Origin of the sequence: Micromonospora sp. CA-263727, assembly GCF_050942455.1 — a bacterium.
Taxonomy (GTDB): domain Bacteria; phylum Actinomycetota; class Actinomycetes; order Mycobacteriales; family Micromonosporaceae; genus Micromonospora.
Window position 1 is genome coordinate 3,608,152 of record NZ_CP192031.1, and the last position, 14,906, is coordinate 3,623,057.

Below are 14,906 nucleotides of genomic sequence, written 5' to 3' on the forward strand. Positions count from 1 at the left end.
CCGGTTGCCACCCGGTCACCGGGGCCGGGCATACTGCGCTGCGTGCCACCCGGTCACCCCTACCTGGACGCCCCGGCCCCGCTGGCCTTCGCCCACCGTGGCGGCGCCGCCGAGGGCGACGAGAACACCACGGCGGCCTTCGCCCGCGCGATCGACCTCGGCTACCGGTACGTGGAGACCGACGTGCACGGCACCGCCGACGGGGTGGCCGTGGTGTTCCACGACGACACGCTGCAACGGGTCACCGGGCAGCGTGGCCGGATCTCCGCGCTGCGCTGGGCCGACCTGGCCGCGGTGCGTGTCGGCGGCGCCGCGGTGGTCCCCCGCCTGGACGAGGTGCTCGACGCGTGGCCACAGGTGCGGTTCAACATCGACGTCAAGTCCGACCGGGGGGTGGCGCCGACGGTGGCCACGGTCGCCCGGGCCGGTGCCGGTGACCGGGTGCTGCTGGCCTCGTTCAGCGATGCCCGGCTGGCCCGGTTGCGGGCCCTGACCCACGGGCGGGTGGCCACCGGTCTCGGCGTACGCGGGGTGGCCCGGCTGCGCTGGGCCTCGCTGACCGGCCGGCCGGTGCGGCTGCCGCCGTCGGTGGTGGCCGCGCAGGTGCCGGTGCGCTACGGCCGGCTGCCGGTGGTCGACCGCCGGTTCCTGCGGATGGCCCACCGACTCGGGTTGCAGGTGCACGTCTGGACGATCGACGAACCTGCCGAGATGCACGACTTACTTGATCTCGGTGTTGATGGCATCATGACCGACCACGTCGGCGTGCTGCGCGACGTCTACCGCAGCCGCGGCCACTGGGCCGCCTGACCCCCCTGGGCGAGGATCCCACATGGCCGACACGGCGACCCCTGCGGCGCAGGACAGTCCACCACCACCGACCAGCACCCGCCGCGAACGCACCGGCTGGTATTTCTACGACTGGGCCAACTCGGCCTTCCAGACCACCGTCATCACGGTCTTCCTCGGGCCGTTCCTGACCAGCGTGGCGAAGGTCGCCGCCGGGTGCGAGCTCGGCGAGGAGTGCGCCGGGTACGTGTACCCGCTGGGCATCAAGGTGGCCGCCGGCTCGTACTACCCGTACCTGATCTCGCTGTCGGTGCTGTTGACGGTCTTCGTCCTGCCGGTGATCGGGGCGATCGCCGACCGGTCGCTGCACAAGAAGCGGCTGCTCGCCGGGACGGCGTTCACCGGGGCCGGCGCGACCATCGGGATGATGTTCGTCACCGGCGACCGGTACCTGCTCGGCGGCGTGCTGTTCGTGGTGGCCAACATCAGTTTCGGCGCGGCGATCGTGGTGTACAACTCGTTCCTGCCGCAGCTGGGCGGGCCGGACGAACGCGACGCCATCTCCAGCCGAGGCTGGGCGCTGGGCTACCTCGGCGGTGGTCTGCTGCTGGCGTTGAACCTGGTCGCGGTGCAGTCGTTCGACAACGGCACCGCCGAGCGCACCCTGGACATGGCCCGCTGGTCGATCGTGTCGGCGGGCCTGTGGTGGGCGGCGTTCACCCTGGTGCCGCTGCGCTGGCTGCGCGAGCATCCGACCGCCGCGGCGCTTGCCGCCGGTGGCCGCGGCAACGTGCTCACCGACGGGTTCCGGCAGCTCGGCCGCACCCTGCGGGAGATCAAGGCGTACCCGTTGACGCTGTACTTCCTGCTGGCGTTCCTGGTCTACAACGACGGCATCCAGACCGTCATCACCCTGGCCAGCCAGTACGGCACCGAGGAGCTGCGGCTGGAGCAGAGCACGCTGATCGTGACGATCCTGCTGGTGCAGTTCCTGGCCTTCGGCGGGGCGCTGGCGCTGGGCGCGCTGGCCGGGCGGATCGGCGCGTGGAAGACCGTCCTGCTGAGCCTGGTGCTGTGGACCGCGGTGATCGTCGCCGCGTTTCGGCTGCCCGCCGAGGCGCCGCTGCAGTTCATGGTGCTCGGTGGCGCCATCGGTCTGGTCCTCGGCGGCAGCCAGGCGCTGAGCCGGTCGCTGTTCAGCCAGCTGATCCCGGCCGGCAAGGAGGGCGAGTACTACGGCTTCTACGAGATCAGCGACAAGGGCACCAGTTGGCTCGGCCCGCTGGCGTTCGGTCTGGTGTTCCAGCTCACCAACTCCTACCGGGTGGGCCTGGTCTCCCTGCTGATCTTCTTCGTGGTCGGTTTCCTGCTGCTGCTGGCGGTCCCGATGCGCCGGGCGATCGTCGCCGCCGGCAACACCCCACCACGGGTGCTCTGACCCACACCGCCTGCCCGTGTTGATCGGCTCGGGGACGCCGATCGACTAGGCTGCCCGTCCGTGACTACCGCCGACGACGCCGCACCGACCTGCCTGGCCCGATCCCCGCTGGCCGGGCCGGGCGGCCACCTGGCCGGGTGCGCGGCGGCCCGCGGCGTCGACGGGCGGCCGGCGCACGCCGCCGCGCTGCGGTTCTACTGGGGGCCGATGGACTGCGGCAAGTCCACGATGGCCCTGCAGATGAACTACAACCATTCCCGGCAGGGCCGCCGCGGCCTGGTGACCACGCGCATCGACCGTTCGTTGGGCCCGCAGGTCACCACCCGCATCGGGTTGGCCCACGAGGCGATCGAGGTCACCGACTCGCTCGACCTGCGGGCCCTGGTCCGCGACGCCTGGGCCGACGGGGTACGGGTCGACTACCTGATCTGCGACGAGGCCAGCTTCTACTCGGTGGAGCATGTGGAGCAGATGGCCGAGCTGGTCGACAGTTACGACGTCGACGTGTACGCCTTCGGCCTGGCCACCGACTTCCGGTCCTGCCTGTTCCCCGCCGCGCAGCGGCTGTTCGAGCTGGCCGACTCGGTGGCCCGGATCCAGGTCGAGGTGCTCTGCTGGTGCGGCCGGGAGGGGCTGCTCAACGCGCGGGTCGCGGGTGGCCGGGTGGTCCGCGAGGGCGAACAGGTGGTCATCGGTGACACGGTCGACACCGGCGAGGTCCGCTACCAGGTGCTCTGCCGGCGGCACCACCGGGCCGGCGACCTCGGGCCCGGATAACAAAACGATCACCGCTGCGAACCTTTCCCGGGGCCCCGCCACTTCTGGTGCGTGACGAGATGGCGACCACGGGCGTACCCGGCCCGTGAACCTGCGGGGGTACGGGACGAATGAGGTTCGCGTGGCGGCGTGCCCGGGGCACGAAGGGGCTGCTGCTCGCCGCGGCCGGGGCGGCCCTGGTGGCGACGGTCGCCCTCACCGGGCTGGCCGCGTACAACCGGGACGTGGTCGACTCCGGCACCCGCAACGTGCTCGCCGCGGCCACCGCGCAGGAACGGTCGGTGCTGGTGCGGGCCTCGGCCGGGCGGACCGGCGAGGCCCTGCGCGAGCGGGACACCGCGCTGCGGGCTCAGGTGGGCGCCGACCTGGACGGGCTGGCCGCCCGGGTCACCACGGCCGGGTACGCGGCCGGCCGGCAACTGCGGGGCGACACCGGCGACGCCGTCGCCGACCGCACCGGCAGCATCTACGCCTCGGTGATGTTCCTCGACGATCTGCCCGCGCACGCCCGGCTCACCGCCGGCGCCTGGCCGCAGCCCGGCGCGCCGGCACCGCAGACCGCGGTGGCCGCGGTGGCCGCCGCGGCGCTGCGGGTGGGGGTCGGCGACCGCATCCCGATCACCGACGGGCTCACCGGGCAGGTCACCGAGGTGACCGTGGTGGGTGTGTTCACGCCCGTGGACCCCGGTGCCGCGTACTGGCGGCTGGCGCCGGAGACGGCGCACGGCTCGCTGCCGCAGGCGGCCACCTACGGCCCGCTGACCGTCGCCCGTGACGACTTCGTCGCCCACTTCCTGGCCAACGCCTCCGCCGGCTGGCTGGTCGAGCCCGACCTCTCCGCGATCGGCGCCACCAGCGCGCTGGACCGGCTGGCCGGGGCCGCCACCCGGATCGTCACCACCACCCCGGAGGCGGCCGGTCTCGGTGACTCCGCGGTGGCCACCAGCGACCTCACCGTCCTGGTGCCACGGTTGCAGCAGGCCACCCTCGTCGGCCGGTCCGCGCTGGTCACCCCGATGCTGCTGGTGATGGTGCTCGGCGGGTACGCGCTGCTGCTGGTCGCCGTCCTGCTCACCGAGCATCGCCGCGGCGAGACCGCGCTGCTGCGCGCCCGGGGCGCCAGCCGCTGGCAACTGGCCGGGCTGACCGCGCGGGAGGCCACCCTGGTCGTCCTGCCCGCCGCGGCCCTTGCCCCGCCGATCGTCGCCGAGCTGCTCGGGTTCGCCCACCGGCTACCCGGGCTCGCCGCGGTCTCGCTGCGCCCGGACGTCTCGCCCGACTCGATGCTCTGGCTGGTGGCCGGGGCCGCAGCCGCCGGTTGCGGGCTGGCGATGATCGGGCCCAGCCTGCGCCGCGGCGGAAGCTACGTCGCCGACCTGGCCAGCCGGTCGCGCCCGAGCCGGCGCGGCATGGTGCAGCGGGCCGGACTCGATGTTGTGCTGGTCGGTCTGGCCCTGCTCGCCTGGTACCAGCTCGGCCGGTACTCCTCACCGCTGTCCCGTTCCCGGGGCGGGGAGTTGGGCGTCGACCCGCTGCTGGCCGCCGCGCCCACCCTCGGGGTGCTGGCCGGGGCGGTGCTGGCCCTGCGGCTGCTGCCGCCGCTGGTCCGGCTCGCCGAACGGTGGGTGGACCGCAGGCCGTGGACCGCCACCATGCTCGGCACCTGGCAGGCCGGCCGGCGGCCGCACGCCGGACCGGTGCTGCTGCTCGCCCTCGCCGTCGCGGTCGGCACCCTCGCCTGGTCCCTCGCCGGCACCTCCCGACAGTCCCTCGACGACCAGGCCGCCCACCAGGTCGGCGCCGACCTGCGGCTGACCGAGATCAACGGTTCCGCTGCCGACGACCGGGCCGACCAGCTCGCCGAGCTGCCGGGCGCGGCGGCGGTCCTGGCGGCCTGGCGGGACCGCCTGCGGGTCGGACCGGAGTCCGAGCCGGTCACCGTGCTGGCGTTGGACGCCCAGGCCGCCGACCAGGTGGTGCGGATCCGCCCCGACCTGGCCGGCGGCTCCACCGACGAGCTGTTCGGCGGCCTCGCCGACGGGCGCGTCACCGCGCCGGACACCCCGCTGCCGGCGGGCACCCGTCGGCTGACCGGGCGGCTGCGCACCACGGTCACCTCTCCCTTCGGTGTCATCGCGTCGGTCCGCCACCACGTGGTGCTGGCCGGGCCACGCGACGGGCACCGGCGGCTGCTGCTGGGTGCCACCGGCAACGGCGAACCGCTGCGGTTCTCCGTCGACCTGCCGGCCGGGGAGACGCCGTGGCGGCTGGCCGGGTTCACCACGGAGACCGTCGGCAGCGACCAGATGACGCTCGACTGGCAGCTGACCGACCTGCGGGCCAGCCCGGACGCCTCCCGCGGCAGGCCGGTCGACCTGGCCGGCGACGGGCCGTGGCGGATGGTCGACCGGTCCGGTCCGGTGGCTTCGGCGACGGCCGTCGGGGGCGGCCTGGCGGTCACCTATGGACGCAGCGGGGCATCGGACGTCTTCGCCAGCGGGAAGACCCTGCAACTGGGCATCTCCCGGCCGGCGGCGGGCGGCGCGGTGCCGGCGGTGGCCACCCCGCAGGCGCTCGCCGCGCTGCGCCGGGACGTCGGCACGCGGACACAGCTGGTCCTCGGTGGCGCCGGCGTCGAGGTCACCGTGGTCGACACGGTGGCCGCGCTGCCCGGTGACGCCGAGGACGCCGCCCTGCTGGTCGACCTGCCGTCGCTGAGTACCCGGATCTTCCACGACAGCGGCCTCGTCCGCTCGCCGCAGGAGTGGTGGGTGGCCGCCCGGCCCGGGCAGGCGGAGCCGGTGGCCACCGCCGCCACCGCGCTCGGCGGCCTGGCCGTGCTGAACCGGGAGGGCGTCGCCGCCGAGCTGGCCCGGGATCCGTTCGGGGTGGGTGCCCGGGGTGCGCTGTTCGCCGCCGCCCTGGCCGCGGTGCTGCTGGCCGCCGTCGGGGTGGCCGTGGACGTCAGCGCCACCGCCCGCCGGCGGGCCACCGAGTTGGCCGTGCTGCGCACCCTCGGCGCGGGGCACCGCCTGGTGGCCAGGTCGCTGCTGGCCGAGCAGTCGTTTCTGGCCGGGATGGGGGTGCTGGTCGGGTTGGCCGTCGGGGTCGGCGTCGCCGCGGCGATGGCGCCGCTGGTCATCCTCACCCCGTCGGCCAACCGGCCCCACCCGCCGCCGCTGTTGACCGTCGACTGGCCACCCGTGGTGGCCACCGGCGTGGGCCTGCTGGCACTGGCGTTGGCGTTCAGCGCGGCGGTGTCGGTGACGATGCGGCGGCTGGCCGCAACCCAACTCCGTATCGGGGAGGACCGGTGAGCGCGAGGAACGCAGCGCAGCGAAGTACCGCAGTCGCGAGCGAAAGGCGGGTCCGGTGAGCGCGAGGAGTGAGCTTGCGAGCCCCGCAGTCGCGAACGAAAGGCCGGTCCGGTGAGCGCGAGGAACGTGGCGCAGCGGAGTACCGCAGTCGCGAGCGAAAGGCCGGCCCGGTGAGCGCGAGGAACGTGGCGCAGCGGATCAGGGCGTTCGGTGCGCACGTGGGTTTGCTGGCGGTGCTGGGGTTGGTGGCGGCGCTGCTGGTGAGCGGCCTGCCTCGGCTGGCCAACGGGTACGCCGACCGGAGTTTGCAGGCCGACGTGGCCCGGTTGCCGCATCTCGTCCGCGACGTGTCGATCGCCGTGGAGCGGCAACCTGACGAGCCGGTGCCGGCCGCGTCGGGCCGGGCCGACCTCGACCGGTTCGCCGGGGCGTTGCCGCAGCCGCTGCCCGGCCTGGTGGATCGCCGGTGGTATGCCGCCGCGCTGGACGAGGAGCGGCTGACCGCCACCGGCGACGACCCGCCGATGGACGGTGGCGCGATCAAGAAGGTCGGCCTGCGTGCGCAGACCGGGATCGAGGAGGCGGCCGTCCTGACCGCCGGCCGCTGGCCGCGCGGCGAGGTGGGTCGGCCCGCCGAGTTGGCGGTGTCGGCGGCGGTGGCCGAGGTCCTGTCGCTGCGCCCCGGCAGCCGGTTGCGTTTCGCCGGTCCCGTCGCGTCGAAGCGGGCGCAGGCGCAGGTCGTCGGGGTGTTCGAGGCACGCGACGCCGGCGACCCGGTCTGGGACGACCTGATTCTGGCCCTGGATCCGGTGGTGCCGGTCGCCGACGGCGAGCCCTACATCGCCGCGGCGATCACCGACTGGGCCGGGATCGACGCGGTGTCCGTCGGCAGCGGCACGCCCGCCACCTCCGAATGGCGGTACCGCTTCGACGAGCGGCGGCTGGACACCGCCACGCTGGAGGCGGTGGCCACGGCGGTGGACGAGTCCCGGCGTGTCCAGTGGCGGCCCGGCGCGACGGTGCACACGTCGCTGGACGTCGCCCTGGCCCGGTTCGCCGGGCAGTTGCACGCGGTGCGGGCCCTGCTGGCCATCGCGCAGACCGGTCTGGTCGCCAGCCTGCTCGGGTTGATCCTGCTGGCCGCCCGCCTGGCGGTGCAGCGTCGCCGCGCCGAACTGGCGTTGCTGCGGGCCCGGGGTGCGTCGCTGGCCGCGATCGGCCGGCGAACCCTGGTCGAGGCGGCGCCGGTGCAACCCGTGGCGGTGCTGCTCGGCTGGCTGGTCGCCACCCGGATGCCGGGCCGGTCGGACGGGGCCCCGTGGGCGGTGCTGCTGCTGGCCGTGCTCACCACCGCGGTGGTGCCGGTGCTGGCCATGATCCACCAGCGGCGGGGTGGGCTGGTCGCCGCCCGCGGCGATCTGGTCCGGCAACGCCCGTCGGTACGCCGGCTGACCGTGGAGGCCAGCGTGGTGGTCCTCGCCGGGCTGGGTGTGGTGCTGCTGCGCCGCCGTGGCCTCGACCCGAGCGGCGGGGTCGACGCGTACCTCAGCTCGGTGCCGGTGCTGGTCGCGGTCGCCGCCGCGCTGGTGGCGATCCGGCTGTTGCCGTGGCCGCTGCGGCTGGCCGGGCGGTGGGCCGGGCGGGCCCGGGGTGCGCTGGTGTTCCTCGGCGTGGCCCGCGCCGGCCGGGGTGCGCCGGTCGCGCTGGGGCCGCTGGCGGTGCTGATCGTCGCGGTCAGCACCGGCGTGTTCGGTGGGGTGGTCACCACCACCGTGGCGGCGGCCCGGGACCGGGCCGCGGCGCTGACCGTGCCGGCCGACGCCTGGCTGACCGGGTACGCCTTCTCCCCCGACTCGGCCGACGCGCTGACCGGGGTGCCGGGGGTGCAGGCGGTGGCCCGGGTGTGGGTGGAGTCCAACCGGCGGTTGTTGTCGCAGGTCGGGCCGGAGGCGACGGTGCTCGGTCAGGCGCGGGTGCTGGTGCTGGACGGCCCGGCGTTCGCCGAGGTGGTGGCCCGCAGCGGGGTCGACGTCGAGGTGCCCGCCGTGCTGCGCGCCGCCGCCCGTGGTGACGGGCCGGTGCCCGCGGTGGTTTCTCCCGGGTTGGCGGCGGAGTTGGGCGACGCCGCGGTGGCCGATGTCCAGGGCCGGCTGTACGAGTTCCAGGTCGCCGCGGTGGCCGACACCTTTCCCGGTGTGGGGTTGGGGGTCGACCGGTTCGTGGTGCTGCCGTGGCAGGCGCTGCCCGAGTACGCGTTCACGCCGATCATCCCCAACCGGTTCCTGCTCGCCGGCGACGACATCGACGAGGCGTACCTGCTGGGCGTGGCCGACGACGAGCAGCGTCGGCGGCAGTCCGCGGTGCTCGGCGTGGAGGTGGCGCGGCCGGAGCTGCCGGCGGCGCTGGAGACCCGGCGGGCGTACCGGGCGGGACTGGACCGGACCGGGGCCAACGAGGTGCTGACCCTGGCGTTCACCGTCGGTGCGGCCGGGGGGACGGCACTGGCCGTGCTCGCCGTCGGGTTCGCGGTGGTCGCGGACGCCGCCGGTCGGGGCCGGATGCTGTCCCGGCTGCGCACGATGGGGCTCTCCGCCGCGCACGGCCGCCGGCTGCTGGTGTACGAGCTGGTGCCGCTGGTGCTGGTCGCGGCGGTGACCGGCGGGGCGGTGGGGCTGCTGCTGCCCCGGCTGCTCGGCCCGACCCTCGGGTTGGCCGCGTTCGCTCCCGACGTGCCGATCCGCCCCCATCTGGATCCGCTGGTCGTGGGCGGGGTGCTGGGGTTGGTGGTGCTCGGCCTGGCGGCCGGCCTGGCCGTGGAGAACCTGGTGAACCGACGGATGCGCCTCGGCGAGGTGCTGCGTCTCGGAGAGGAGAGCCCATGAGCGGGCGGCGGCGGGCGGAACAGTCAGCGCCGGTGCAGGTCGGCGCGCGGCGAAGTGGGGTGGCGGCGTGACCGTGGTGAAGGATGTTCCGGATCTCGCGACGTTGCAGCAGCGGGCGGCGGAACGGGCCGCTGCCCGGGCCGGCGGCGCCGACCGGCTGCGCGGGCACATCGTCTGCGACGGCCTGGTGCGCATCTTCACCACCGAGGGGGTGGAGGTCGTCGCGTTGCAGGGTCTCGACCTGGTCGTCGACCGGGGCGAGCTGGTGGCCATCGTGGGCGCGTCCGGGTCGGGCAAGTCCACCGTGTTGAACATCCTGTCCGGGCTGGACACGCCGACCGCGGGGATCGCCCGGGTGGCCGGCTACGACCTGTTGACCATGTCGGCGGGTAGGCGGCTGCGGTACCGGCGGCACACGGTCGGCTTCGTGTGGCAGCAGACCGGCCGTAACCTGCTGCCGTACCTGAGCGCCCGGGAGAACGTGGAGCTGCCGATGCGGCTGGCCGGGCGGGGTGGTCGGGCGGGCCGGCGGCGGGCGGCGGAGCTGCTGGAGATGGTCGGCGTCGGGTATTGCGCGGACCGCCGGCCGGGGCAGATGAGCGGCGGCGAGCAGCAGCGCTGCGCCGTCGCGGTGGCCGTGGCCAACGACCCGGAGGTGCTCTTCGCCGACGAGCCGACCGGTGAGCTGGACGAGGCGACGGCGGCGGAGGTGTTCGCCGCGCTGCGCGCCATCAACGCCGAGCTGGGCGTGACCGTCGTGGTGGTCACCCATGACCCGCAGGTCGCCTCCCAGGTGCGGCGGACCGTGGCGATCCGGGACGGGCGGACCGCCTCGGAGGTGCACCGCACCGCACGGGTCGGCGTCGACGGCGTCGAGGAACTGGTCACCGAGGAGTACGCGGTGCTGGACCGGGCCGGACGGATGCAGCTGCCGGCCGGTTTCGTCGACGCGTTGGCGCTGCGGGACCGGGTGAGGCTGACCCTGGAACCGGACCACGTGCAGATCCGTTCGGGGGACGAGAGGGGTACGCGGTGAGCGCGCGAATCATCAGTGCGGTGGCGCCTCCTGCCGGCACTCAGCGAAGCGGGGTGACGGGATGAGCGAGGATCTGGTCCGGGTCGAGGGGCTGTGCCGTGACTACGGCAGCGGCGACCGGGTGGTCCACGCGGTGCGGGACGTGTCGCTGCGTGCCGGCCGGGGCGAGCTGGTCGCGGTGCGGGGGCGCTCCGGGGCGGGCAAGACCACCCTGTTGAATCTCATCGGCGGCCTGGACCGGCCCACCTCCGGGCGGGTGTGGGTGGCCGGCCACGAGGTGACCTCGGCCGGTGAGCGGGACCTGCTGCGGCTGCGCCGGGACACGGTCGGTTTCGTGTTCCAGTCCTTCGGGCTGATCCCGATCCTGTCCGCGGCGGAGAACATCGGGGTGCCGATGCGGTTGGCGAAGGTGCCTGCCGCCCAGCGCGAGGAACGGGTGGCGGTGCTGCTGGAGCTGGTCGGGCTGGGCGGCCACGCCGGGCAGCGCCCGTACGAGTTGTCCGGTGGGCAGCAGCAGCGGGTGGCGATCGCCCGGGCGCTGGCCAACGATCCGGCGTTGCTGATCGCCGACGAGCCCACCGGCCAGCTGGATTCGGAGACCGGCCGGGCGGTGATGGACCTGCTGCGGGCGCTGGTGCACGCCCGGGGGATGACCGCCCTGGTGGCCACGCACGACCCGACGCTGGTGGAGTTGGCCGACCGGGTGCTGGTGTTGCGTGACGGTCGACTGGTCGAGTCCACCGAACCGGTCGGGGTGTGATCAGTACGGGTCGCCGCAGACCCGCCAGCCGCCGTCCTCCCGCACCACCGACAGGTCCCGCTGTTCGGTGCCGCCGCTGTCGCGGGTCAGCCGTACGGTGACGGTGCCGTAGGGCCGGCCGCTGCGGGTGGCCACCGACACGTCCACGATCTCGTAGTCGCGCACCACCGGCGGGGTGCGTACCCAGCTGGTGAAGCCGAGCTGGCTCCACCGGCTGCGCGAGTCGGCGCAGAGTCGCTCGTACGCGCCGTCGGTGTCGCCCGCGGTGACCTGCCGGAGGAACCCCTCGGCGGTGTCCCGGACCGGGCCGGCGGCCTGGGTGACCAGCTGCACGTTCCAGGCGCCCAGGCCGGCGACGCCGACACAGCACAGGGCCATCCCGGCGCCGACGAAGACGAGCCCGGCCCGCACCGGTTGGCGTCGCCGGGCCGGCCTGCTCCACGGCTGCGCTGCGCCCACATCATCCGACGGTAGAGAATCGGTCGCGGCGGCGGGCGGAAAGCCGGCGCGGCCGGTCCGCCCGGCGGGCCGGGTCAGCCGCGGCGGCGGGCCCGGGCCGCCCAGACGGCGTACGCGGGGTCGCGGTCGAGGTTGTGTCGGTCCCGGTCGTAGCGGCGGGTGGTGCGCGGGTCGGCGTGGCCCATCGCGTCCTGCACGTCCTCCAGTGGCACTCCCTCGGCGCGGGCGGTGGTGGCGAAGGCGTGTCGTAGCGAGTGTGGCGACAGTCGCGCCCACGCGGGTATCCCGGCGCTGCGGGCGAGCCGGCGGACCAGCCGGAACACCGAGTGCCGGTCCAGGCGGGCCCCGCTCGTGGTGACCAGCAGCGCCCCGGTGAGCTGTGGTACGGCCACGCCCTGGCCGGCGGCCCGTTCGGCCAGGTACGCGTCCACCGCGTACGCCGTGCCCGGGGTGAGTGCCCGGCGGCGGGGCTTGCCGCCCTTGCCGACGAAGCGCACGCTGCGGTGCCCCCGCTCGGCGCCGAGGTCGTCGACGTCGAGCGAGACCAGTTCCCCGACCCGCAGCCCCAGGTCGGCCAGCAGGGCGATGGCGGCCCGGTTGCGGGCGGCGACCGCCCCGGTGTCGGCCTCGGCGGCGGCGAGCAGCGCGTCGACCTCGTCGGGGGTCAGGCCCACCGTGGCGGAGTGGTCCCGGTCGATGCGGGGCCGGTCGGCGCCGGCGACCGGGTTGGTGTCGACCGCCCGCAGTTTGGCCAGGAAGTCGTACCAGCTGGACAGGGCGGAGAGTTTGCGGGCCACGGTCGCCGGGGTCAGCGGCCGGCCGGTGCGCGCGGCCAGGGTGCTCTCCAACGCCCGCGCGTACTCGTTGACGTGCAGGAAGTTCGCCCGCAGCGGGTCGAGGTGGCGGGTGTCGCACCAGGCCAGCCAGCCGGTGACGTCGCGGCGGTACGCGTCGCGGGTGTGTTCGCTGAGTCGGCGGTTGCGCAGCCACGCCTCGGTGACGGCGACCGGCCCACCGGGCAGGGCGGGATGGGCCGGGGGACGGTACAGCACCGGAGTGTCCTGCGAACGCATATGAAAAAGGTTCTCAGCTCGGCCGGCGGTTGGCGATCAGGCGCGCCGGTGATCGTCGTGGGTGGTGACACCCGGCCCGCTGGCGCGACCTTCTCGCCGGGGACTGACCGAGATGGCCGGGCGGCCGGCCCGGCCATCTCCCCCGTCGGTCAGTGGTCGCGCTTGGGCAGCAGGGCGACCAGGGCCGCCGGCACCGCCAGGTGCATCACGCCCAGGGCGACCTTGGCGCCGCCGGTGGCGTCCACCTGGAGGAGGGGGACGAACGAGAGCAGCGTCACCACCACCGCGAGGGCGAACCAGATGCCGGTGGCCCGACGGCCGGCGACCCGCTCCAGGAGGGCCAACGCCGCCCAGCCCAACAACGCCGAGCCGGCGGAGATGACGATCACCGGGCCGAGGTTGACGACCGTCTCCGGCTGCCCCGGACTGCGTACCGCGTAGTCGACGCCGGCGATCGCGCCGACGATCCAGATCACGGCGCTGGCCAGGACGGCAGCGGCCACGCCGGCGGCACGGCGGCGCAGAGGCGAGGTGGTGCTGACGGGCTGCACGGTGGTGCTGCTCATGGCTGCTCCTCGATCGGGGACACCAACAACCACGACCGTACCAGATCGTCCCGCACGAAACTATCTTTGCCGGGACCATAAAGTCGCCGGGCGTGACACACCGCCGGCCCCGGCCGCTGGTCGACGACCGGGATCAGCAGACCGAGCCGGTCGGCCCGCACCCCCCGCCGCCGGAGAGCCGCTCGACGACCAGGCGTTGGATCGCCCGCAGGAACACCTCCCGCTCGGCCTCCGGCAGCACGGCGAGCACGTCCTGGTCGAGTCGGGCGGCGATCTGCTGGGCCTGGTCGAGCACCCGCTCCCCCTCCGCGGTGACCTCGACCAACCGGGCCCGCCGGTCGGTCGGCGAGGGCACCCGCCGGGCCAGCCCGGCCGCCTCCAGCTGGTCCAGCGTCACCACCATGGTCGTCTTGTCCACCCCGCACAGCTCGCCGATCTGCCGCTGGGTGAGGCCGCCGGCCCGGGCCCGCGACAACACGCAGTGGGCCCGGGGTGAGATGCCCAACTCGGTCAGGCCGGCGGCGTGCTCCGCGCGCAGCGCGTGACTGGCCCAACTGAGCAGGAACATCAGGTCCGACGGGCGACCCGGCGACGGGGAGGTCATACAATGAGGTTAACAAGATGTTCCGGCACGGGATCGTTGCCCAGTCAGGAACCAGGGACCCGGCGAACGGCCACGGTGGCCGACAATCGACGTCATGACCGCATCGGCGACGCCGCCGGCCCGCGCCGAGGAGGTGTCGCCCCCGACGCCGCCGGCCGACCGGCTGCCCGACTTCGTGGTGGCCGTCAACTACGACGCCGGCGAGACCATCGGCTGGCCGGCGTTCACCGAGGTCACCCTGGCCGGGCGGGTGGACCTGCCGGCCGACGTCGACAACGACGAGAACGGCGGGCCGCTCTGGCTGCGCCGGGGGCTGCGCCGCCCGTGGGCCGACATCTGGCAGACCGAGGTACGTCACGCCGGGTGACCGCGGGCCGCGCGGAGTGCCACCGGCCGGCCACCCGGGCGGTTAGGGTGCTGCGATGGGCACGCACTCCGCCGCCGTCGAGGCACTCAAGGCCGATCCGGCCACCGCGTCGCTGCGCCGGTCGCTGGAGGTGTACTACGGCGATCCCGGGCGCGACGCGGCGATGGACGCCTTCTACGCCCGCTTCGTCCGCCCCGGCGACCTGGTCTTCGACATCGGCTCGCACGTGGGTGACCACATCGGCAGCTTCCGCCGGCTCGGCGCCCGGGTCGTCGCCGTCGAGCCACAGCCGCTGTGCCTACGGGCGCTGCGCGCCATCTACGCCGACGACGACCAGGTCACCCTGGTCGAGGCGGCCTGCGGGGCACAGCCGGGCCGGATCGGTTTCCTGGTCAACTCGGCCAACCCGACCGTCTCCACCGCCTCCACCGACTTCGTGGCCGCGGCCGCCGGCGCCGGCGGCTGGGAGGGCCAGGTATGGGACGGACAGATCGAGGTGCCGGTCACCACCGTGGACGCCCTGATCGCCGAGCACGGCACCCCGGCCTTCACCAAGATCGACGTGGAGGGTTTCGAGGACGCGGTGCTCGGTGGCCTGAGCCGCCCGCTGCCCGCGTTGTCGTTCGAGTTCACCACGATCGGGCGGCCGGTGGCGCTACGCTGCCTGGACCGGCTCGCCGCACTCGGCTTCGACGGCTTCGACGTGGCGCTCGGCGACCACAAGTCGTTGACCCTCGGCCGGTGGGCGTCCGCCGAGGAGATGGCGACGCACCTGCTCGCGCTGCCGCACGAGACCAACTCCGGCGACGTCTACTGCGTCCGGTCACCGGCCTGACCT

Annotated in this window: 13 protein-coding genes; 9 read left to right on the forward strand and 4 right to left on the reverse strand. The window is 74.6% G+C overall.

Annotated features, from left to right (window positions below):
• The first annotated feature begins 42 nt into the window (after positions 1 to 42).
• The 7 genes from ACQPYA_RS15950 to ACQPYA_RS15980 all read left to right on the forward strand — a co-directional run bounded on the left by ACQPYA_RS15950 (position 43) and on the right by ACQPYA_RS15980 (position 10,999).
• Entirely contained in the window at positions 43 to 810 is a 768-nt protein-coding gene (locus tag ACQPYA_RS15950) for a glycerophosphodiester phosphodiesterase (RefSeq protein ID WP_433527875.1), read from the forward strand.
• A gap of 22 nt (positions 811 to 832) precedes the next feature.
• Positions 833 to 2,227: an MFS transporter gene (locus tag ACQPYA_RS15955; RefSeq protein ID WP_433527876.1), complete on the forward strand. Its 1,395-nt coding sequence runs from the start codon at positions 833 to 835 to the stop codon at positions 2,225 to 2,227.
• 93 nt (positions 2,228 to 2,320) lie between these two features.
• On the forward strand, positions 2,321 to 3,004 hold the full coding sequence (locus tag ACQPYA_RS15960; protein WP_433533508.1) for a thymidine kinase: 684 nt from the start codon (positions 2,321 to 2,323) through the stop codon (positions 3,002 to 3,004).
• Between the two features lie 110 nt (positions 3,005 to 3,114).
• Positions 3,115 to 6,321, forward strand: a complete 3,207-nt coding sequence (locus ACQPYA_RS15965; RefSeq protein ID WP_433527877.1) for an FtsX-like permease family protein — start codon at positions 3,115 to 3,117, stop codon at positions 6,319 to 6,321.
• 170 nt (positions 6,322 to 6,491) lie between these two features.
• Positions 6,492 to 9,203, forward strand: coding sequence for an FtsX-like permease family protein (locus tag ACQPYA_RS15970; protein WP_433527878.1), 2,712 nt, complete (start codon positions 6,492 to 6,494; stop codon positions 9,201 to 9,203).
• 67 nt (positions 9,204 to 9,270) lie between these two features.
• Complete coding sequence (locus ACQPYA_RS15975; RefSeq protein WP_433527879.1) at positions 9,271 to 10,239, forward strand: ABC transporter ATP-binding protein; 969 nt, start codon at positions 9,271 to 9,273, stop codon at positions 10,237 to 10,239.
• A 61-nt stretch (positions 10,240 to 10,300) separates the two neighbouring features.
• A complete protein-coding gene (locus ACQPYA_RS15980) occupies positions 10,301 to 10,999 on the forward strand; it encodes an ABC transporter ATP-binding protein (protein WP_433527880.1) in 699 nt (232 codons plus the stop codon).
• Here the strand turns inward: ACQPYA_RS15980 and ACQPYA_RS15985 are convergent, their stop codons facing one another.
• The 4 genes from ACQPYA_RS15985 to ACQPYA_RS16000 form a co-directional block, all read right to left on the reverse strand.
• Positions 11,000 to 11,458, reverse strand: a complete 459-nt coding sequence (locus ACQPYA_RS15985) for an Rv0361 family membrane protein (protein ID WP_433527881.1) — start codon at positions 11,456 to 11,458, stop codon at positions 11,000 to 11,002.
• Between the two features lie 74 nt (positions 11,459 to 11,532).
• On the reverse strand, positions 11,533 to 12,531 hold the full coding sequence (locus tag ACQPYA_RS15990; RefSeq protein ID WP_433527882.1) for a tyrosine-type recombinase/integrase: 999 nt from the start codon (positions 12,529 to 12,531) through the stop codon (positions 11,533 to 11,535).
• A gap of 149 nt (positions 12,532 to 12,680) precedes the next feature.
• Entirely contained in the window at positions 12,681 to 13,097 is a 417-nt protein-coding gene (locus tag ACQPYA_RS15995; protein WP_433527883.1) for a DUF6069 family protein, read from the reverse strand.
• A gap of 133 nt (positions 13,098 to 13,230) precedes the next feature.
• Complete coding sequence (locus ACQPYA_RS16000) at positions 13,231 to 13,701, reverse strand: MarR family winged helix-turn-helix transcriptional regulator (protein ID WP_433527884.1); 471 nt, start codon at positions 13,699 to 13,701, stop codon at positions 13,231 to 13,233.
• A 94-nt stretch (positions 13,702 to 13,795) separates the two neighbouring features.
• Here ACQPYA_RS16000 and ACQPYA_RS16005 point away from each other — a divergent pair, with 94 nt between their 5' ends.
• Positions 13,796 to 14,068 carry a hypothetical protein gene (locus ACQPYA_RS16005; RefSeq protein ID WP_433527885.1) on the forward strand — a complete coding sequence of 91 codons (273 nt, stop codon included), beginning with the start codon at positions 13,796 to 13,798 and terminating at the stop codon, positions 14,066 to 14,068.
• Between the two features lie 55 nt (positions 14,069 to 14,123).
• Positions 14,124 to 14,903, forward strand: coding sequence for an FkbM family methyltransferase (locus ACQPYA_RS16010; protein ID WP_433527886.1), 780 nt, complete (start codon positions 14,124 to 14,126; stop codon positions 14,901 to 14,903).
• Positions 14,904 to 14,906 lie beyond the last annotated feature (3 nt).